A 20978-nucleotide genomic window follows, 5' to 3' on the forward strand; every position below is an offset into this window, starting at 1 on the left:
CATTTGAAATGCGTTTCAATGTGGGAGGGGGCTTGCCCCCGATTGCGGTAGATCAAGCAACCCTGTACCCAGGCCGAACAATCTTCATGCTCAACGCACAGGTCAAAACAAACGGCACGACCATCGCGATGACCATGCCGATCACAAACACCGCGATGGATTGCGGCACGATCGAAATAAACCCAGGCAAGCCCCCCACGCCGATGGCCGACGCCTGCACCTTGTTCAGCGACAGGAAAATGCTGCCCAGCGCCGAGCCCACCAGGGCCGCATAAAACGGAAATTTGAAGCGCAGGTTCACCCCGAACATCGCCGGTTCAGTGATGCCGAAGTACGCGGAAATCGCCGAGGTCGACGCCATGCTTTTGTCCCGCGCATTGCGGGTGGTGTAGAACACCGCGAGCGCGGCGCTGCCTTGGGCCAGGTTGGACATGACGATCATCGGCCAGATAAAGGTGCCGCCCTGGGTGGAGATAAGCTGCAGGTCCACGGCGAGGAACATGTGGTGCATGCCGGTGATCACCAGCGGCGCATACAGCAGGCCGAAAATCGCCCCGCCGACCATCGGCGCCAGGTCAAACAGGGTGACCACGCCTTCGGTGATCAGGATGCCAAGGTGACGGGTCACCGGGCCGATGATGGCCAGGGCCAGCACACCGGTCACGACAATGGTGGTGATCGGCACGACGAGGAGTTGAATTGCATTGGGCACCCGCGCACGTAGCCATTTCTCGATCACACTCATCACATAAGCCGCCATCAGGATCGGCAGGATCTGCCCTTGGTAGCCCACCTTCTCGATCTGGAACCAACCGAAAATATCGAAGTACGGCAAGCTTTGACCGTCGAGCCCGGCCACTGCCTTGCCATAGTTCCAGGCGTTGAGCAGGTCCGGGTGCACCAGCATCAGGCCGAGCACGATGCCAAGGATTTCACTGCCGCCAAAGCGCTTGGCCGCCGACCAACCGACCAACGCCGGCAGGAACACGAACGAGGTGTTGGCCATCAGGTTGATCAGGCTCCACAGGCCATCCAGGTTCGGATACGCCTCCAGCAGCGTCTTGCCCTCGATGAACATGCCCTTGGCGCCCATCAGGTTATTCACGCCCATCAACAGGCCGGCGATGATCAGTGCGGGCAGGATCGGCATGAACACATCGGAGAACACCCTTACCAGGCGCTGCATGGCATTGGTCTTGTCGGCGCCCTTCTTCTTCACATCGGCGATGGTGGCGGCGGCGAGGCCGGTCTGTTCGCGCAGGGCGGCGTAGACCTTTTCCACTTCGCCGGGGCCGATCACCACTTGGAACAGGCCACCGGTAAAGAACGAACCCTTGACCAGATCGACCTGGTTCAGCGCGCTGCTGTTGACCAGGCTCGGGTCCTTGAGCGCCAGGCGCAGACGGGTCACACAGTGGGCAGCTTGCTCAAGGTTGTCGCTGCCCCCGAGGTTTTCGAGGATCTCGCGGGCAATGTTCGAATAGTCGTGGCTCATGCTTGTTTTCCACTTTGATTTTTTTATTTGAGGGGCAGTCATTGGCAGCACGCCGAGGGCAAAAGTACTCGTCTGTACGAGTTAAAGCAACAACTCGTCTGTACGAGTTTAATTTTGTTTATTTCCTGTAGGCCGCCGCATCGCTGCAAGCCGCATAAATCCAAGGGTCTAATGGACAAACCCCCTCTCTGCCACTAAGGTTCCTGCCTTGACCGCAACCCCGGCAAAGAGCCATCCCCATGAGCAAATACAACCAGATCTATACGGATCTGCTTGCCAGCATCACCACTGAACGCCTGCAGCGCGGCACGCGCCTTCCCTCCGAAACCGAATTGATGGACAGCTACCAGGCCAGCCGAGGCACCGTGCGTCGGGCCATCGAGCAGTTGCAGGAGCGTGGGTTTGCGCAAAAGATCCACGGCAAGGGCACCTTCGTGTTGTCGCCCAACCCGATCGAGTTCCAACTGGGCGGCATCGTCAGCTTCCACGAAACCCACGCCGACCTGGGCGATGACGTACGCACCGAAGTGGTCGAATTCACCCAGTTCCCACTGGAAGGTTCACTGCTGCAACACATCGAAGCCGAACCGGGCGCCCTGATCACCCGCATCAAACGGGTACGGCGCATCGGCGGCAAACGGGTGATCCTCGACATCAACCACTTCGTGGCCGACGTGATCCCCGGCCTGGACCGCGCGATTGCCGAGCAGTCGATCTACGCGTTTATCGAACAGACGCTGCAGCTGCAAATTGCCTATGCCCAACGCACCATCGAGGCCCTGCCGCGCGGCAAAGACGACCAGACGCACCTCGACCTCGAGGGCCAAAGCCACGTGATCGTGGTGAGCAACCAGACGTTTTTGCAGGACGGGCGGCAGTTCGAGTACACCGAGTCGCGGCATACGTTGGATAAGTTTTATTTTTCGGATATTGCGCGGCGTTGAGCATAAGTCGGGAAGATCATTGCCCTGTGATGCTCTTCGCCAGTCCTGCTGCCCAGGCAGCGGCCATCTTCTCTCCTACCGCCGCGAACTCTGGGTGAGTGCTTCGCCGATATACCACCGATCCCTTTGACTAATCATGGAAGCTCACTGATTTCAATTCATCGAGGGTTTTGCGCCGACGTTTTGGTATGGCGGTCAATTCGTACCCCAAGCCCTCGAGGATCGCTGCGACTTTGCGAGTTCCCACTTCGGAGATCGTGTTGTTCTCGATCCCCGAAATGGTGGAGCGGCTCATGCCATGACGGTGCGCAAGCTGACTTTGTGAAAGGCCAGCTGTTTTACGGAGGCTACGGATCAATTTGCCTAACTCTTCCATATCAAAATGCACCCCATACACTGCATGAATAGATAAATCTGAATTTATGCACCCTATACGATGCATTCCATTCTGAATATTGTTTATCTGATACAGTTTTTGACCAAAAGCTTACATGCCATAAACACAAAACCCCGGCACATGGCCGGGGTTTTGTTATTCAGCACTCACCTGCTACCGCAGGATCACTCCCACTCAATCGTCGCCGGCGGCTTGCTCGACACGTCATACGTCACGCGCGAAATACCTTCGATCTCGTTGATGATACGGCCGCTGACAGTCTCCAGCAGTTCGTACGGCAGGTGTGCCCAACGCGCGGTCATGAAGTCGATGGTTTCTACGGCACGCAGGGCCACAACCCATGCGTAACGACGGCCATCGCCTACTACGCCAACCGACTTAACTGGCTGGAAGACCACGAACGCCTGGCTGACTTTGTGGTACCAGTCGGCCTTGCGCAGTTCCTCGATGAAGATGTGGTCGGCGCGACGCAGCAGGTCGGCGTATTCCTTTTTCACTTCACCGAGGATGCGTACGCCCAGGCCTGGGCCTGGGAATGGGTGGCGGTAGACCATGTCGTACGGCAGGCCGAGTTCCAGGCCCAGACGGCGGACTTCGTCCTTGAACAGTTCGCGCAGCGGTTCTACCAGCTTGAGGTTCATTTCCTCAGGCAGGCCACCCACGTTGTGGTGGGACTTGATCACGTGGGCCTTGCCGCTCTTGGCGCCGGCCGACTCGATCACGTCGGGGTAGATGGTGCCCTGGGCGAGGTACTTGATGTTGTCCAGTTTGTTGGACTGGGCATCGAAGACGTCGATGAAGGTGCGGCCGATGATCTTGCGCTTCTTCTCCGGGTCGGACTCGCCGGCCAGGTTGTTGAGGAACTGGTCCTCGGCGTTGGCGCGGATCACTTTGACGCCCATGTTCTCGGCGAACATGGCCATCACTTGCTCGCCTTCGTGCAGGCGCAGCAGGCCGTTGTCGACGAAGACGCAGGTCAGTTGGTCGCCGATGGCTTTGTGCAGCAGCGCGGCGACCACGGAGGAGTCAACGCCGCCGGACAGGCCGAGCAATACGTTGTCGGTGCCGACCTGGGCACGAACCTGGGCGATGGCGTCTTCAGCGATTTTCGACGGGGTCCACAGGGCTTCACACTCGCAGATGTCGAGAATGAAGCGCGACAGGATGCGGCCGCCTTGTTTGGTGTGGGTCACTTCCGGGTGGAACTGCACGCCGTAGTAGCGACGCTCGTCGCTGAACATGCCGGCGATCGGGCAGCTCGGGGTGCTGGCCAGGATGTGGAAGTCTTCCGGCATCTTGGTGACTTTGTCACCGTGGCTCATCCACACGTCGAGGCCGAACAGGCCGTCGGCGTCGATGTGGTCTTCGATACCGTCCAGCAGGCGGCTCTTGCCGACCACGTCCACACGGGCATAACCGAATTCACGCAGCTCGGAACCTTCAACCTTGCCGCCCAGTTGCTCGGCCATGGTCTGCATGCCGTAGCAAATGCCGAAGACCGGTACGCCCAGGTCGAATACGGCTTGCGGGCAGCGCGGGCTGTTGGCTTCGTGCACGGACTCGGGGCCACCGGCGAGGATGACGCCTTTCGGTGCGAATTCGCGGATCGCTTCGTCATCCATGTCGAACGGGTGCAGTTCGCAGTACACGCCGATTTCACGCACGCGGCGGGCAATCAGCTGGGTGTACTGGGAACCGAAGTCGAGGATCAGGATGCGGTGGGCGTGAATGTCGAGGGCCATGAAGTCAGTCTCGTCTAATGAATCAGAAACAACTCGGGGCTGAAGAACAGCCCCGGTTACTTAACATTTTGCTGGAAGCCTCAACCTACGCGGTAGTTTGGCGCTTCCTTGGTGATCTGCACGTCGTGGACATGGGATTCAGCCATGCCGGCGCCGGTGATCCGTACGAACTCTGGCTTGGTGCGCATTTCTTCGATGTCGGCGCTGCCGGTGTAGCCCATCGAGGAACGCAGGCCGCCCATCAGTTGATGGATGATCGCGCTCAGGGTGCCTTTGTATGGCACACGGCCTTCGATGCCTTCCGGGACGAGCTTCTCGGCGCCTGCAGAGGAGTCTTGGAAGTAACGGTCGGAAGAGCCTTGCGCCTGGGACATGGCGCCCAGCGAACCCATGCCGCGGTAAGCCTTGTAGGAACGCCCCTGGAACAGTTCGATCTCGCCCGGTGCTTCTTCAGTACCGGCGAACATCGAGCCCATCATCACGCAGGAAGCACCGGCCACGATGGCCTTGGACAGGTCACCGGAGAAACGGATACCGCCGTCGGCGATCAACGGGACGCCAGTGCCTTCAAGGGCAGCGGCGACGTTGGCGATGGCGCTGATTTGCGGCACGCCGACACCGGCGACGATACGCGTGGTGCAGATCGAGCCAGGGCCGATACCGACCTTGACCGCATCAGCGCCGGCTTCGGCAAGCGCCTTGGCCGCTGCGCCGGTGGCGATGTTGCCGCCGATCACTTGTACATCAGGGAAATTCTGTTTGACCCAGCGCACGCGGTCGATCACGCCTTTGGAGTGACCGTGGGCAGTGTCGACCACCACCACGTCAACACCGGCAGCAACCAGCGCCGAAACGCGGTCGCCGGTGTCTTTACCGGTACCGACGGCGGCGCCAACGCGCAGACGACCTTGGTCATCCTTGCTGGCCAGCGGGTAAGCCTTGGCTTTTTCGATGTCGTTGACGGTCATCATGCCCTTGAGGGCGAATTTGTCGTCGACGATCAGCACGCGCTCGATGCGGTGCTTGTGCAGCAGTTCGCGCACATCGTTCTTGTCGGCGCCTTCCTTGACCGTGACCAGACGCTCTTTAGGCGTCATCACTTCGCGGACGGTGACTTCAAGACGGTTCTCAAAACGCACGTCACGGGAAGTGACGATGCCGACCAGGTCGCCATCGTGCAGCACCGGAACGCCGGAGATGTTGTGCAGGCGGGTCAGTTCGAACAGGTCACGCACGGTGGCGTCGGCTTCGATGGTGATTGGATCTTTCACCACACCGGCTTCGTAACGCTTGACCTTGCGCACTTCGGCAGCTTGCTGCTCGATGGTCATGTTCTTGTGGATGATGCCGATGCCGCCTTCCTGAGCCATGGCAATTGCCAAACGGGCTTCGGTGACGGTGTCCATGGCAGCGGAAACCAGGGGAATATTCAGCTCGATGCCACGGGTTAGGCGGGTCTTGAGACTGACTTCGTTAGGAAGCACCTCGGAATAACCGGGCACTAGGAGAATGTCGTCGAATGTCAGAGCTTCTTGGCTGATACGCAGCATCGCGGGGGCTCCCGAGCGGGAAAATGGAAGCGCGCCATTATATACATGCACCCTGCCGGGCTCAATGTAAAACTCTGACAAACTTGGTAATACTGATAGATGGGTTAAAGCTCGACTTTGACCCAACTCATCTTCTGATCCAGCCAATCGGCGAATTCGTCGATAAAGCTCTGCTTGAACCCCGCCTCCGCCCAGTTGTTGAAGATGAATCCCAGGTTGGAAAAACCGCATTCCTGCAGGAACAGGAACCCGTTGATGTCGTCTTCATGCCCACACAGCGGGCAGGTGAAGTTGTCGGTGTGGCCGGGCATCCAGTCTTCCAGGCTTTCGAACAGCGCTTCGCCGACTTCCTTGAGGCATTCCGGGCAACCGGCTTCCTCGAGAAAGCCTTTGGCCGGGGTGTAGATGCAGCGTTTGTAGATGATTTCCAGCCCGTTGATGGGCTCGTTGAACGGCAACGCCTCGGGGTGCAGCACCACGGCGCGGGCGCCATCGGCCAGGGCGTAGGCCATGCGGTTGCCGGTGCGACCGCAGGTGGTCAGCTCTTCCTTGATGATGTTCTTGCGCACCAGCCAACGCACGATCGCCCGGGCGCGGGGTTCGTGGACGGGCAAGGTGGAGATTTTCGGGACAAGGATGCTTTGGGAATTCATGGGAGTCCTGCGGTGTGGCGTCTGGCGTCATCGGGGGCAAGCCCCCTCCCACATTTTTGAAGGGTGAATACCTTCAAAGGTGGGAGGGGCTTGCCCGCGAAGAGGCCCTGAAGGCTGGCAGCTTAATCCCTGCCCCACACAGGTCAAGTACTCAAATACCGTCCAATCAACGCAATTCCACTGGCGAGCACCAACCATGTCACCAACCGCACAAATGCCTCACGCGACATACGCATGGTCAACCTGCGCCCACACCACAGCCCGAGCGCCATCGCGGGCAACAGGCACAGCGCCAACATCAGCAACGGCAGATCCGCATACACCCCGGCAATCAAAAACAGGCTCAAGCGCACCACCGTGCTGCAACTGATCAACGCACTCTGGGTGGCACGCGCCGCGTCCTTGGGCAGGCGGCTGTTCAAGTAGATCGCATATAAAAAGCCGCCACTGCCAAACAACGCGCCGAACAAGCCGCCCACCGTCCCCATCGGAATCGACCACCCCGCCGCCAGCTGCGCGGGCCGCGCCTTGACCATAAGGCTGTAGAGCGCATAGGCGCTGATAAACAGGCCCATCAACAGCAGCAACACGTCGGAATGCAGATTGAGCAAAAACACCACACCCAGCGTGCAACCGATGGCCATGCATGGCAGCAATCGCAGCAGCTCCGGCGTGTTCACGTCCCGCCGCGATTGCAGCAGGTTGCCAAACGCCGCGACAAAGTCCAACAGCACCAGCAACGGGATGATTTTCGACAGCGGCATAAATAGAATCAGGATCGGACCCGCGACCAGCGCAGTGCCGAAACCCGCAATGCCAAACACGATGTAGGCCACCACCACACCCACGCCGATCAGCAGCCAATCCGCACCACCAAACGACCACTGACTCATCAGCTCAACCGGGCTCATGGGGAATTCCTTGTTAGAGACAGTCATCACTTTAGCCATCGGCGAGCGATGCGACTAATATCTTCAAAGCCCTCCACTCATCTCGAAAAGGCATGACGTGTGATTTCCACCCGCCAACTGCGCTACTTCGTCGAAATCGCTGACAGCGGCAGTTTCAGTGCCGCCGCCGAGCGCCTGTTCGTGGCGCAATCGGCCCTGAGTCGACAGATCAAAGCGCTGGAAACCCAGCTGCACACCCCGCTGTTCGAACGCACCGCACGCCAACCGCGACTCACGGCTGCGGGTGAGGCCTTCTATCCGCGAGCACGCAACCTGCTGAGTGAATTACTCAAGGCCAGCGAGCTGGCAACCCAAGTGGGCAATGGCGAACTCGGCACGCTGCGCCTGAGCCATTCGAGCACCGTGCCGATCAGCGGCCCGCTGCTGCAAGGCATCAGCACCTGGCTGGACCGCTGCCCTGGGGTGTCGATGGATATCGTCAAACTGTCCTCCGAAGCGCAGTTGGAAGAAATCGCCGACGGTCGCCTGGAAGTCGGCGTGCTGCGCTTGCCCGTGCTGCGCCAGCGTGAGGGGGTGCGGGTGGTGCCTTTATACAGCGAACAACTGCTGCTGGCGGTGCCGCCCAATCATGCGCTGGCGCGCAGTCCTGCGCCCATCGAGCTGGAGCAATTGCGGGACGAAGCGTTTATCTCGATCCCCCACCCACAACGCGGCGGCCTGAGTTATCTGTCAGCCGAGTTATGCATGCGCGCGGGATTTTTCCCCAAGGCCGCGCGAGTGATGTCGCGCAAGACCACCCAGCTGCAGCTGATCCAGGCCGGCTTCGGCATTGCTTTGTTACCAAAATCCATGCAGGACATTGCCCCGGCCAACGTGCATTTTTTGCCCCTGGCCGACCCGGACTGCCTCAGCACCGTGGCCCTGGCCTGCGCGCAGACGCCGAGCGCGCTGGTGGAGCAATTCTGCCAAACCTTGCGCGAATGCCTATAAACTGCCGCCCATGATTAAAGATCGCTCCTCATGATTAAAGACCCGTTTGCCCGACTGGGCCTGGACCGCGAAATTCTGACTGTCAGCCAGCTCAACGGCCGCGCGCGGGTGTTGCTGGAAGACGTGTTCACCAATATCTGGGTAGAAGGCGAGATCTCCAACCTCGCCCGCCCGGCCTCCGGCCACGTGTATTTCACCCTTAAGGACAGTGGCGCCCAAGTGCGTTGCGCGCTGTTCCGCAATAACGCCGCACGGGTGCGCCAGGCATTGAAAGATGGCCTGGCCGTGAAAGTGCGCGGCAAGGTCTCGCTGTTCGAGGGCCGTGGCGACTACCAGTTGATCCTCGATACCGTCGAGCCAGCCGGTGATGGGGCGTTGCGCTTGGCGTTCGATGCGTTGAAGGAAAAGCTCAGCGCCGAAGGCTTGTTCAGTGCCGAGCGCAAGGTACCGTTGCCTGCGCACCCTAGGCGCATTGGTATTATCAGCTCGCCGACTGGCGCGGTGATTCGCGACATCATCAGCGTGTTCCGCCGTCGGGCGCCGAACATTGAATTGACACTGATCCCCACCGCCGTGCAAGGCCGCGAAGCCATCCCTCAGATTGTGCGCGCGTTGAAACTGGCGGATGCCCGTGGCTTCGACGCGCTGATCCTGGCCCGTGGCGGCGGCTCACTGGAAGACCTCTGGTGCTTCAACGAGGAAGCGGTGGCCCGTGCGGTGGACGCCTGCATCACGCCCATCGTCAGCGCTGTCGGGCATGAGACCGATGTGTCCATCAGCGATTTCGTGGCGGACGTGCGCGCCCCTACCCCCTCCGCCGCGGCTGAACTGCTCGCGCCAGACGCCAGCCACCTGGTGCGCCAGGTCGAAAACCTGCACCGCCGCCTGGTGATGTTGATGCGCAACCGCCTGAGCCATGACCGCCTGCGCCTGGAAGGCATGGCCCGGCGCCTGCGTCACCCCGGCGAACGCCTGCGCCAACAGGCCCAGCGCCTGGACGACCTGGACATGCGCCTGCGTCGCGCGTTTGAGCGCAGCCTCAATACCCGGCGCGAACGGCTGATCCGCCTGGAAACCCGCCTCGCCGGCCAACACCCGGGCCGTCAACTGGCCCTGCTGCGCCAACGCCTGGAGAGCCTCGCCGAACGCCTGCCTCGCGCCATGCGCGAAGGCCTCAAGGCGCGGCGCCTGCAGCTGCAAAGCCAGGTGCAGACGCTGCACGTGGTCAGCCCGCTGGCGACCCTGGGCCGTGGCTACAGCATCCTGCTGGACGAGCGTGGCCAGGCCATTCGCACTGCCGCGCAGACCCACACCGGACAGCGCCTGACCGCACGCCTCGGTGAGGGCCAATTGCAAGTGCGGGTGGAAGACAACCACCTGACACCCGTCACCCTTTCGTTATTGGATTGATTGATGCCACGTCTATTTAGCCTGTTGATGCTGCTGTGCCTCACGTTTAACGCCCACGCCGACAGCTACATCACCCGCACCCTGAACAAACCGGTGCCAGGGGGTGTGGCCGTGGTCGAGCTGGGCCCTTCGGCCGCCGCACCGAAAGCCACGTACCAAGGCAAGCCGGTGCTGGTGGTGAAAGAGGCGGACAACTGGCTGGCGATTGTCGGCATCCCTCTGACCGTCAAGCCGGGCAACGAGCGCATCAGCAGTGGTGGGCGCAGCCTGCCGTTTATCGTCGGCTACAAGCAGTACCCGGAACAACGCATCACCCTGAAAAACAAAAGCCAGGTGAACCCCGACCCGGCGCAGCTCAAACGCATCGAGGCGGAGCTGGCAGTGCAGATCAAGGCCTACCGCAGCTTCAGCCCGAACCTGCCGAGCAACCTGGTACTGGACAAACCGGTGAACGGGCCGCTGTCGAGCAAGTTTGGCGTGCGTCGTTTCTTCAACGGTGAAGAGCGAAACCCCCACTCGGGCCTGGACTTTGCCGTGCCCGCCGGTACGCCGATCAAGACGCCGGCTAACGGTAAAGTGATTCTGGTGGGCAACTACTTCTTCAACGGCAACACGGTGTTCGTCGACCATGGCCAGGGCTTTATCAGCATGTTCTGCCACATGTCGAAGATCGACGTGAAAGTGGGCCAGCAACTGGCACGCGGCGCAGTGGTGGGCAAGGTCGGTTCGACGGGCCGCGCGACGGGGCCGCACATGCACTGGAATGTCAGCCTGAACGACGCACGGGTTGACCCGGCGATCTTTATCGGCGCGTTCCAACCCTGAAACGCTCAATTGCGCGCCCGATAATGGGCGCGCAATTAAAACCAGCCTGCCACTCATCCCCAAGCATAAAATCTCGTTTCCTACGCAGATAGAAGAACTTCTCTCAATTTTTAGCGACTGCTTGCCATCTTTCACCCCGGCGGTTAGGGTTGAGCTTATGAAAACCTCTCACACCCTCATTCAGCTCCGCCAGCACCGCAGCCTGTGCCTTGTCAGCGCACGACTGCCAGGCTGAATCGATCTGCCTCGTCCTTACGTTTTATCCCTAAAAACAGTTCTACGGCAGGCCGCCTTTTCTCGGCCCCTACTACAAAGGATTTCCCGATGAGCATGCTCAAAGACCCGTCTTCGAAGTACCGCGCGTTCCCGACCATCGATATCCCGGACCGCACCTGGCCATCGAAGACCATCACCGAAGCGCCGATCTGGTGCAGCTCCGACCTGCGTGACGGCAACCAGTCGTTGATCGAGCCGATGGATGCCGTGAAAAAGCTGCGTTTCTGGAAGACCCTGGTCGCCGTTGGCGTGAAGGAAATCGAAGCGTCGTTCCCGGCCGCCTCGCAAACCGACTTCGACTTCGTACGTACCCTGATCGAAGACAACCACATCCCCGAGGACACCACCATCCAGGTGCTGACCCAGGGCCGTGAAGACTTGATCGCACGGACCTTCGAATCCCTGCGCGGTGCCAAGAAAGCCATCGTGCACTTGTACAACGCCACGTCGCCGTCGTTCCGCCGCATCGTATTCAACCAGGATAAGGAAGGCATCAAGGCCATTGCGGTCAACGCGGCCAAGCTGTTCGTCAAATACGCCGCCCAGCAGCCGGAAACCCAGTGGACCTTCGAATACTCCCCGGAAACCTTCAGCGCCACCGAGCTGGAATTTGCCAAGGAAGTCTGTGACGCGGTGATCGAGGTGTGGAACCCGACGCCTGAGCACAAGATGATCCTCAACCTGCCGGCCACCGTGGAATGCGCCACGCCGAACATCTATGCCGACCAGATCGAATGGTTCGGTCGCCATATCAACCGTCGTGACAGCGTGATCATCAGCCTGCACACCCACAACGACCGTGGCACCGGCGTGGCCGCCACCGAGCTGGGCCTGATGGCCGGCGCTGATCGTGTCGAAGGCTGCCTGTTCGGCAACGGCGAGCGTACCGGTAACGTCGACCTCGTCACCGTCGCGCTGAATATGTACACCCAGGGCCTCGACCCGCAGCTGGACTTTTCCGACATCGATGGCGTGCGCAAAGTCGTCGAGGAGTGCAACCAGATCCAGGTTCACCCGCGTCACCCATACGTCGGTGACCTGGTGCATACCGCGTTCTCCGGTTCGCACCAGGACGCAATCCGCAAGGGCTTCACCCAGCAGAAAGACGACGCGCTGTGGGAAGTGCCGTACTTGCCGATCGACCCAGCCGACATTGGCCGCAGCTACGAAGCGGTGATTCGCGTGAACAGCCAGTCGGGCAAAGGCGGCATCGCCTACCTGTTGGAGCAGGAATACGACATCAGCCTGCCGCGTCGCATGCAGATCGAGTTCAGCCAGGTGGTACAGGCCGAAACCGACCGCGTCGGCCTGGAAATGACCGCACCGCAGATCTACGCCTTGCTGCAGCGTGAATACCTGCAAGCCAACACCCCGTATGCGCTGGTCAGCCATCGCCTGCAGGAAGAGAACGGCAACAGCTTTGTCGAGGTGGAAGTTTCGGGCAAAGGCCAGGGCGAAACCAACCTGCACTGGAAAGGCAAAGGCAACGGCGCGCTGGAAGCGCTGGTGGCGGGCCTGCCGATTGGCGTGGAGATCATGGACTACAACGAACACGCAATCGGTGCGGGCACCAACGCTAAAGCGGCGGCGTACATCGAACTGCGTGTGAACGGCGAGCGTCCGGTGCATGGCGTGGGTATTGATGAAAACATCACCACGGCCAGCTTCAAGGCCCTGTTCAGTGCGCTTAATCGCTCGTTGAGCCAGCAGGAAGCCAAAGCGGCTTAAGCAGTCTGCTTAAATGTGAAAGGCCCCTGGATAGGAGTCCAGGGGCCTTTTTTTGGTTTTGTGATGTCTGTGAGGACCTCATCGGGGGCAAGCCCCCTCCCACATTTTGAATGTATTCACAGATCAACGTGTGGGAGGGGGCTTGCCCCCGATGGCGGTCTGTCAGACAAACTGGAAAGTATCGGCATCCAGGTTCGCCGGAAACCGCGTGCGATACGCCGCCAATTCCGCCGCATCCAAGTTCACCTGGAACACCCCATCCGCCTCCCCCGCACTCAGCAAGGTCTCACCCTGGAAGTCCAACACCTGACTGTCCCCGGTGTAGGCAAACCCCTTCCCGTCCGTCCCCACCCGATTCACCGCCGCCACGTAGCACAGGTTCTCGATGGCCCGCGCCGGCAGCAGGCGGTTCCAGTGCGAGCGCCGCGCTCCGGGCCAGTTGGCGGTGTATAGCAGCAAGTCAGTGTCCTGGGCATCGCGGCTCCACACCGGAAAACGCAGGTCGTAGCAAATCAACGGCCGAATGCGCCAGCCCTTCAATTCGAACTGCACCTGGCGCTCGCCGGGGGTGTAATGGTCGTGCTCGCCGGCCATGCGGAACAGGTGGCGCTTGTCGTAATGCAGCACCTCGCCATCCGGCCGCGCCCACAGCAGGCGGTTGCGGTGGCTGCCGTCGGCGGCCTGGATGATCACACTGCCGGTAATGACCGCGTTGTACTTGGCCGCCTGGTTTCGTAACCAGCGATGGGTCGGACCGTTTTCCGGCTCGGCGAGCGTCTCGGAGTCCATGGAAAAACCGGTGGTGAACATCTCTGGCAGCACGATCAGGTCGGCGCCTTTGGCTTGCTCCAGCAACAATTCGAAGTGCTCAAGGTTAGCCTGGCGGTCGTGCCAGGCCAGAGTGGTCTGGACCAGGGCGATGTTCAGGTTCGGCAACGCATTCAGATCACGCATAGTTTTTCGGCTGCTTGTTGCAGCGTTTCCTCGCGTTTGGCAAAGCACAGGCGCACCAGGCGCTGGCCTTGGGGTGGGTTCTGGTAGAACACCGAGACCGGAATGGTGGCCACGCCGTGTTCACGTGTCATCCACAGCGACATGGCGACGTCGTCCAAGTCCGGACGGATCTGTGAGTAATCCACCAGTTGGAAGTAGGTGCCGGTGACGCGGGTAAAGCTGAAACGCGATGGCGCCAGCAAGTCGCAGAACAGGTCGCGCTTGGCTTGGTAAAAAGCCGGCAGCTCCTCAACATGCTCCGGATGTTCGGCCATGAAGTCGGCCAACGCGTACTGCAACGGGGTGACGCCGCAGAAGTTGACGTATTGGTGCACCTTGCGCAGTTCGGCTGTCAGGGCCGGTGGCGCGACGACGTAGCCGGTTTTCCAGCCGGTGACGTGGTAGGTCTTGCCGAAGGAACTGACCACGAAGGCGCGCTGATAAAGCTCCTCATGGGCCAGTACGCTGACGTGGGGCACGCCGTCGAATACCAGGTGCTCGTAAACCTCGTCGCTGACCAGGTAGATATCGCGGTCGCGGATCAATGCCGCTAACAGATCAAGCTCGGCGCGACTGATCAGCGCGCCAGTGGGGTTGTGCGGTGTGTTGAGGATGATCATGCGCGTACGCGGCGACAGCGCCGCCTGGATCTTCTCGAAGTTGAGGGCAAAGCCGTCCAGGCTCAGTTGCACGTGCACGCAACGGCCACCGGCCAGCTCGACCGAGGGCTCGTAGCTGTCGTAGCACGGGTCAAACACGATGACCTCATCGCCATGACGAATCACCGCTTGAATTGCGCAGAAGATCGCCTCGGTGGCCCCAGGGGTGATGGTCACTTCACTGTCGGCATTGACCGTGGCGCCATAACTACGGGCGATCTTGGCGGCCACCTGCTGACGCAGCACCGGCAGGCCGGTCATGGGTGCATATTGGTTGTGACCGAGGGCGATATGCTTGCCGACCGCGTCAAGCAAACCCTGAGGGCCATTGAAGTCCGGGAAGCCTTGGGACAGGTTGAGCGCACCGGTTTCGGCGGCGAGTTGCGACATCGTGGTGAAAATCGTCGTGCCGACATTCGGCAGCTTGCTGGTGATCATCGGAGGCCCCTGCAGGTGAGCCCCAAGTTTTAAGCTGCCAGCCGCATCGGGTCAAGGCACAAACCTGCGGGCACAAAAAAGGGCTCATCAAGAGCCCTTTTTGCGAGGTCGGAATCAGCGCTTGTCGCGGCGCTTCTTGTCGGCCTTCTTGTGGTGAGTCATCAAACGACGCTTCTTGTTCACCTGACGGTCCGTCAGTGTGTTCTTGTTGCCTTCGTACGGGTTCTCGCCACCCTTGAACTCGATACGGATCGGCGTACCGACCAGTTTCAAGACACGGCGGTAGGTGTTTTCCAGGTAACGCACGTAGGACTTCGGCACCTTCTCGATCTGGTTACCGTGGATCACGATAATCGGCGGGTTGGCACCGCCCAAGTGGGCGTAACGCAGTTTGATCCGGCGGTTGTTGACCATCGGCGGCGCGTGCTCGCCAACGGCGTCTTCCAGGATCTGGGTGAGGCGGTTGGTCGGCCAGCGGGTAACCGCGGACTTGAACGAGTTCTGCACGGACGCGTAGAGGTTGCCCACGCCGGTACCATGCAGTGCCGAGATAAAGTGAATATCGGCGAACTCGACAAAAAACAGTCGGCGCTGCAGCTCGATCTTGACGAAATCGCGCTCACTCGGCGTCATGCCGTCCCACTTGTTGATCGCGATGACCAACGCTCGACCGGCTTCCAGGGCAAAGCCCAGCAGGTTGAGGTCGTGGTCCACCACGCCTTCGCGGGCGTCCATCACGAAGATCACCACGTTGGCGTCTTTGATCGCTTGCAGGGTTTTGACCACCGAGAACTTTTCAACTTCCTCGTGGATCTTGCCGCGCTTGCGCACACCGGCGGTGTCGATCAGCGTGTACTTCTCGTCGTTACGCTCGAACGGGATGTAGATGCTGTCGCGGGTGGTGCCGGGTTCGTCGTAGACGATGACCCGGTCTTCACCGAGCATGCGGTTGACCAGGGTCGACTTGCCGACGTTAGGGCGACCGATGATGGCGATCTTGATACCGTCTTTTTCACTCGGGCCCGGAATGCGCTTGGCTTCCTCACCTTCGGCGACGATCTCTTCTTCACCCTCTTCCTCCTCATCGTCATCCTTCGGGAAGGTGCTGAGGGCAATTTCCAGCATCTGGGTGATGCCGCGACCGTGGGCACCGGCGACCGGGATCGCATCGCCCAGGCCCATCGGGCTGAATTCGGCACGGGCCTGCTCAGGATCGATGTTGTCGATCTTGTTGGCGACCAGATAGGAACGCTTGTTGCGCTTGCGCAGGTGCTCGCCGATCATCTGGTCGGCAGCGGTGTAGCCCGCACGGGCGTCCACCAGGAACAACACGACATCGGCTTCTTCAATGGCCAGCAGCGACTGCTCGGCCATCTTTTCATCCATGCCATGCTCGTCACCGGAGATACCACCGGTGTCGACAATAATGTAGGAGCGCCCTTGCCACTTTGCCTCACCGTATTGGCGATCACGGGTCAGACCGGACAAGTCGCCGACGATGGCGTCGCGAGTCCTGGTCAGGCGGTTGAACAAGGTGGACTTGCCGACGTTAGGTCGGCCCACCAGGGCGATTACGGGAACCATGCGGCTCTCCACTTCGTTATTTCAGAAAATACAAAAGCCGCTGCAAGGCAGCGGCTGGTGCTCGGGGCAGCATAATCAAATGCCGCATGCCCCGCCGAAGCGGGGCCGCCTGGGTGTTACCCCAAGCATAGTTCTTACTTGATGGTCAGGGCTTCCAGCTTGCCGCTGTTGCCAAACACATAAAGCATGTTACCCACCACCAGCGGACGGGCACGCAGGCCGTCGCTGTCGATACGCTCGCGACCGACGAAGCGACCGTCCACCTGGCTCAGCAGGTGCAGGTAGCCTTCGAAGTCACCTACCGCTACATAGCTGGAGAACACTTCCGGTGCCGACAGTTGACGGCGAGCCAGGGCATCGTTGCTCCACAGTGCAGTGGTGGAACGCTCGTCGACACTTTCAACGGTGCCGGACGCCAGGCTTACGTAGACGCTGCCAAAGCCTTGGGCGACACCGGCGTAGCTGGAAGCATCACGCTGCCAGTTGACGCGGCCGCTCTGCAGGTCCAGCGCCGCAACACGGCCCTGGTAAGTCGCAACGTAGAGGGTTTCACCGGACAGCAGCAAGCCGCCGTCGATGTCCACTACGCGGTCCAGCTCGGAACGACCTTGGGGAATGGCCACACGGGTTTCCCAGGCCGGCACGCCGTTCTGGGTATCCAGGGCGACCACTTTACCGGTCGACAGGCCTGCAACGGCCAGATTATTGGTCACAATCGGACCACTGGTACCGCGCAGCGTCAGCACCGCCGGGGTGCTGTCGTACAACCAACGCTGTTCGCCAGTGCTGGCGTCGAGGCCGATCACACGGTCATCCTGGGTCTGCACCACGACGATATCGCCGTTGGTGGCAGGCGGTGCGAGGACTTCACTGGTCACGCGAGCGCGCCATTTCTCTTCACCGGTGCTGGAATCCAGGGCCACGACTTCGCCTTTCAGCGTGCCGAGCATGACCATGCCGTAACCCACGCCTACGGCGCCGGAGACTGGCAATTCGAGGTCTTTCTTCCACTTCACATCGCCGTTCATGCGATCCATGGAGATCACTACGCCGGTGACGTCAGCGGCCACAATGTTTTCACCGTCGATTGCCGGTACCAACATGTTGTAGGTGTCGCCTTGGCCGTCACCGATGGAGCGGCTCCACTGCTTTTGCAGGATCACTTCTTCCTTGAAGCTGGTCAGCTCGGCCGGAGGCAGTTCTTTTTTACTGTTGCTGCTGCAACCCGCGGCCAGAACGGCCAGAGCCAGCAATGCTGCATGTTTCCAACGGATCACGTCACGCATCCCCTTTGGCCAAGTCGTCCAGCTTGATTTGTAAGCCACCGACCGCCGCTTCATCAGACAGCGCCGCCTTGGCTTTTTGGTACGCAGCATTGGCTTCGTCGGTACGACCCAATTGGACCAACAGGTCGCCCTTGAGCTCTTCGCGAGTGGCTACAAATGCCTTGTCAGCATCGCCGTCGAGCAGTTTGAGTGCTTCGTCAGCCTTGTTCTGTGCCGCCAGTACCTGAGCCAGGCGCTGACGTGCGATTTCACCCAGGGTCGGGTTGGTCGGCTTGTCGGCGATGGCCTTCAGTTCAGCGGCTGCGTCATCCAGCTTGCCGGTGTCGACCGCGACTTTCGCGACGAACAGGCTGCCGTATTGGGCGTAGGTGCTACCGCCGAATTCGTTCTTCAGCTTGCCGGCCAGGTCTGCGACCTGCGCAGGATCAGGCTTGCCGTCCGGCGTCAGGGTGGTTTCCAGCAATTGCTGATAGAGGATCGAGGCGCCTTGGGACTGGTTGGCCTGATACTTGGTCCAGGCTTGCCAGCCGAACACCACCACTAAAGCCAGCAGGCCGCCAGTTACCAGGGGCTTGCCGTTACGCTGCCACCAGTCCTTGAACTCGGCCAGTTGCTCATCATCAGTACTCGACACCCCAATACTCCTTAATCGCTAAATTCGGCTGTTCGACAGCTTCAACCCTGCACGACGCAGGTGGCCAAGTGCGCGGCGAGCGCATCAAAGGCAATGTTCTGTTGCTCGCCCTGGCCACGCAGGGGTTTGAAACCTATCACTTGCTGGGCCAGTTCGTCTTCGCCGAGGATCAGTGCATACAGCGCACCGCTCTTGTCGGCCTTCTTGAATTGGCTCTTGAAGCTGCCGGCGCCGGCATTGATCTGCAGGCGCAGGTTCGGCAGTTGGTCGCGGACTTTTTCGCTCAGGGCCAGGGCCGCCAGTTCGGCCGCCTCGCCAAAGGCGCACAGGTACACGTCCACCTGACGGGAGATCTCTTCCGGGACCTGCTCCAGGGTTTCGAGCAGCAGGATCAGCCGCTCGATGCCCATGGCAAAACCTACGCCCGTGGTCGGCTTGCCGCCCATCTGCTCGACCAGGCCGTCATAGCGGCCACCGGCACACACGGTGCCCTGGGCGCCGAGTTTTTCGGTGACCCACTCGAACACGGTCTTGCTGTAGTAGTCGAGGCCACGCACCAGTTTCGGGTTGATCACGTAGGGAATACCGGCCGCATCCAGACGAGCCTTGAGGCCCTCGAAGTGCGTACGGGATTCATCGTCCAGGTAATCGGCCATTTTTGGCGCGTTGACCAGCACGGCCTGGGTGTCGGCGTTCTTGGTATCGAGGACGCGCAACGGGTTGGTCTTCAGACGGCGCTGGCTGTCCTCGTCCAACTTGTCCAGGTGGGCGGACAGGTATTCAACCAAGGCAACGCGGTAGCGGCCCCGGGATTCGCTGGTGCCCAGGCTGTTGAGTTCAAGCTTGACCGCGTCGCGGATGCCCAACACGCCCCACAGGCGCCAGGTCAGCACGATCAGCTCGGCGTCGATGTCCGGACCGTCGAGGTTGAACACCTCCAAGCCGATCTGGTGAAACTGGCGATAACGACCTTTCTGCGGGCGCTCGTGGCGGAACATCGGACCGATGTACCACAGTTTCTGCGGCTGGCCGCCACCGGTGAGGCCATGCTCGAGCACGGCGCGCACGCACGCGGCAGTACCTTCCGGACGCAGGGTCAGGGAGTCGCCGTTACGGTCTTCAAAGGTGTACATCTCTTTTTCGACGATGTCGGTCACTTCACCGATGGAGCGTTTGAACAGCTCGGTGAACTCGACGATCGGCATGCGGATCTGCTTGTAACCGTAGTTATCCAGCAGGCGCGCGACCGTGCTCTCGAAGTAGCGCCACAGTGGCGTCTGCTCCGGCAGGATGTCGTTCATGCCACGAATGGCTTGCAGAGACTTGCTCACATCAAATCCTTAAATTCGTTCTTAGCCGCGCGCGATCAGCGCTGCGTCAGCCGCGACCTTCTGGGCCGCTTTCTCGCGGATCAGCCTTTCGAGCTCATCCACCAGATTGTCATTCGTCAACTTCTGCGACGGCTTGCCGTCGATGTAAATCAGGTTCGGTGTGCCGCCGGTCAGGCCTACGTGCGCCTCTTTGGCTTCGCCCGGCCCGTTGACCACGCAACCGATCACTGCAACATCCAACGGCACCAGCAGGTCTTCGAGGCGGACTTCCAGTTCGTTCATGGTTTTCACCACGTCGAAGTTCTGCCGCGAGCAGCTCGGGCAGGCAATGAAGTTGATGCCACGGGAACGCAAATGCAGGGATTTGAGAATGTCGTAACCGACCTTCACTTCCTCTACCGGGTCTGCCGCCAGGGAGATGCGGATAGTATCGCCAATCCCTTCGGCGAGCAGCATACCGAGACCCACCGCAGATTTCACTGTGCCTGAGCGTAAACCACCCGCTTCAGTGATACCCAGGTGCAACGGCTGCACGATTTCCTTGGCCAGCAGGCGGTAGGCTTCTACCGCCATGAATACATCGGAGGCCTTTACGCTGACCTTGAAGTCCTGGAAATTCAGGCGTTCAAGGTGTTCAACGTGGCGCAATGCCGATTCAACCAGCGCCGCCGGGGTGGGCTCGCCGTATTTCTTTTGCAGGTCTTTTTCCAGCGAACCGGCGTTGACGCCGATACGGATTGGAATGCCGCGATCACGGGCTGCATCCACCACGGCGCGCACACGGTCTTCGCGACCGATGTTGCCCGGGTTGATACGCAGGCAGTCCACACCCAGTTCGGCTACGCGCAGAGCGATCTTGTAGTCGAAGTGAATGTCGGCCACCAACGGCACCTTGACCAGTTGCTTGATGCGACCGAAGGCTTCGGCAGCGTCCATGTCCGGTACGGATACCCGCACGATGTCTACGCCGGCGGCTTCCAGACGGTTGATCTGGGCGACCGTAGCGGCGACGTCATTGGTGTCGCTGTTGGTCATGCTCTGTACCGCGATGGGGGCATCGCCACCCACCGGCACCGAGCCGACCCAGATCTTGCGCGATACGCGACGTTTGATTGGAGATTCGCCGTGCATG

Annotated in this window: 18 protein-coding genes; 5 read left to right on the forward strand and 13 right to left on the reverse strand. The window is 60.4% G+C overall.

Annotation, left to right across the window (positions count from 1 at the left end; all coding sequences use genetic code 11):
* Positions 1-52: 52 nt before the first annotated feature.
* On the reverse strand, positions 53-1495 hold the full coding sequence (treP, locus tag K7431_RS23355) for a PTS system trehalose-specific EIIBC component (protein WP_015885722.1): 1443 nt from the start codon (positions 1493-1495) through the stop codon (positions 53-55).
* A 239-nt stretch (positions 1496-1734) separates the two neighbouring features.
* On the opposite strand from treP, the gene treR reads away from it, so the two are divergent.
* On the forward strand, positions 1735-2439 hold the full coding sequence (gene treR, locus K7431_RS23360; protein ID WP_015885723.1) for a trehalose operon repressor: 705 nt from the start codon (positions 1735-1737) through the stop codon (positions 2437-2439).
* Between the two features lie 130 nt (positions 2440-2569).
* Here the strand turns inward: treR and K7431_RS23365 are convergent, their stop codons facing one another.
* The 5 genes from K7431_RS23365 to K7431_RS23385 all read right to left on the reverse strand — a co-directional run bounded on the left by K7431_RS23365 (position 2570) and on the right by K7431_RS23385 (position 7692).
* Positions 2570-2815, reverse strand: a complete 246-nt coding sequence (locus K7431_RS23365; protein WP_015885724.1) for a helix-turn-helix domain-containing protein — start codon at positions 2813-2815, stop codon at positions 2570-2572.
* 185 nt (positions 2816-3000) lie between these two features.
* On the reverse strand, positions 3001-4578 hold the full coding sequence (gene guaA / locus K7431_RS23370; protein ID WP_015885725.1) for a glutamine-hydrolyzing GMP synthase: 1578 nt from the start codon (positions 4576-4578) through the stop codon (positions 3001-3003).
* A gap of 80 nt (positions 4579-4658) precedes the next feature.
* Positions 4659-6128, reverse strand: a complete 1470-nt coding sequence (guaB, locus tag K7431_RS23375; protein WP_015885726.1) for an IMP dehydrogenase — start codon at positions 6126-6128, stop codon at positions 4659-4661.
* 104 nt (positions 6129-6232) lie between these two features.
* The gene (locus K7431_RS23380) at positions 6233-6781 is read right to left on the reverse strand and encodes a hypothetical protein (RefSeq protein ID WP_015885727.1); all 549 of its coding nucleotides are present in this window, start codon (positions 6779-6781) and stop codon (positions 6233-6235) included.
* 143 nt (positions 6782-6924) lie between these two features.
* Positions 6925-7692: a sulfite exporter TauE/SafE family protein gene (locus K7431_RS23385; protein WP_043205848.1), complete on the reverse strand. Its 768-nt coding sequence runs from the start codon at positions 7690-7692 to the stop codon at positions 6925-6927.
* A 99-nt stretch (positions 7693-7791) separates the two neighbouring features.
* On the opposite strand from K7431_RS23385, the gene K7431_RS23390 reads away from it, so the two are divergent.
* From K7431_RS23390 to leuA, 4 genes are all read left to right on the forward strand, one after another.
* Positions 7792-8682, forward strand: a complete 891-nt coding sequence (locus tag K7431_RS23390) for a LysR family transcriptional regulator (protein ID WP_015885729.1) — start codon at positions 7792-7794, stop codon at positions 8680-8682.
* Between the two features lie 30 nt (positions 8683-8712).
* Positions 8713-10092 carry an exodeoxyribonuclease VII large subunit gene (xseA, locus tag K7431_RS23395; RefSeq protein ID WP_015885730.1) on the forward strand — a complete coding sequence of 460 codons (1380 nt, stop codon included), beginning with the start codon at positions 8713-8715 and terminating at the stop codon, positions 10090-10092.
* A gap of 3 nt (positions 10093-10095) precedes the next feature.
* Positions 10096-10917 (forward strand): M23 family metallopeptidase, encoded by an 822-nt coding sequence (locus tag K7431_RS23400; protein WP_015885731.1) that lies wholly within the window; start codon positions 10096-10098, stop codon positions 10915-10917.
* 324 nt (positions 10918-11241) lie between these two features.
* Entirely contained in the window at positions 11242-12921 is a 1680-nt protein-coding gene (gene leuA, locus K7431_RS23405; protein WP_015885732.1) for a 2-isopropylmalate synthase, read from the forward strand.
* Positions 12922-13083: 162 nt separating this feature from the next.
* Here leuA and K7431_RS23410 read toward each other — a convergent pair whose 3' ends face one another.
* The 7 genes from K7431_RS23410 to ispG all read right to left on the reverse strand — a co-directional run bounded on the left by K7431_RS23410 (position 13084) and on the right by ispG (position 20977).
* Positions 13084-13875 carry an amidohydrolase gene (locus tag K7431_RS23410; RefSeq protein WP_043205849.1) on the reverse strand — a complete coding sequence of 264 codons (792 nt, stop codon included), beginning with the start codon at positions 13873-13875 and terminating at the stop codon, positions 13084-13086.
* The gene (locus K7431_RS23415; RefSeq protein WP_015885734.1) at positions 13863-15011 is read right to left on the reverse strand and encodes a pyridoxal phosphate-dependent aminotransferase; all 1149 of its coding nucleotides are present in this window, start codon (positions 15009-15011) and stop codon (positions 13863-13865) included. Before K7431_RS23415 ends, K7431_RS23410 begins: the two co-directional genes overlap by 13 nt.
* Positions 15012-15125: 114 nt before the next feature.
* On the reverse strand, positions 15126-16595 hold the full coding sequence (der, locus tag K7431_RS23420; RefSeq protein ID WP_043205850.1) for a ribosome biogenesis GTPase Der: 1470 nt from the start codon (positions 16593-16595) through the stop codon (positions 15126-15128).
* A gap of 134 nt (positions 16596-16729) precedes the next feature.
* The gene (gene bamB, locus K7431_RS23425) at positions 16730-17881 is read right to left on the reverse strand and encodes an outer membrane protein assembly factor BamB (protein WP_015885736.1); all 1152 of its coding nucleotides are present in this window, start codon (positions 17879-17881) and stop codon (positions 16730-16732) included.
* Entirely contained in the window at positions 17874-18515 is a 642-nt protein-coding gene (locus K7431_RS23430; RefSeq protein ID WP_015885737.1) for a YfgM family protein, read from the reverse strand. Before K7431_RS23430 ends, bamB begins: the two co-directional genes overlap by 8 nt.
* Positions 18516-18556: 41 nt before the next feature.
* Positions 18557-19846 (reverse strand): histidine--tRNA ligase, encoded by a 1290-nt coding sequence (gene hisS, locus K7431_RS23435; protein ID WP_015885738.1) that lies wholly within the window; start codon positions 19844-19846, stop codon positions 18557-18559.
* A 21-nt stretch (positions 19847-19867) separates the two neighbouring features.
* Entirely contained in the window at positions 19868-20977 is a 1110-nt protein-coding gene (gene ispG, locus K7431_RS23440) for a flavodoxin-dependent (E)-4-hydroxy-3-methylbut-2-enyl-diphosphate synthase (RefSeq protein ID WP_015885739.1), read from the reverse strand.
* Position 20978: the final 1 nt, after the last annotated feature.

The organism is Pseudomonas fluorescens group sp. (assembly GCF_020093335.1).
Lineage (GTDB): Bacteria > Pseudomonadota > Gammaproteobacteria > Pseudomonadales > Pseudomonadaceae > Aquipseudomonas > Aquipseudomonas petroselini.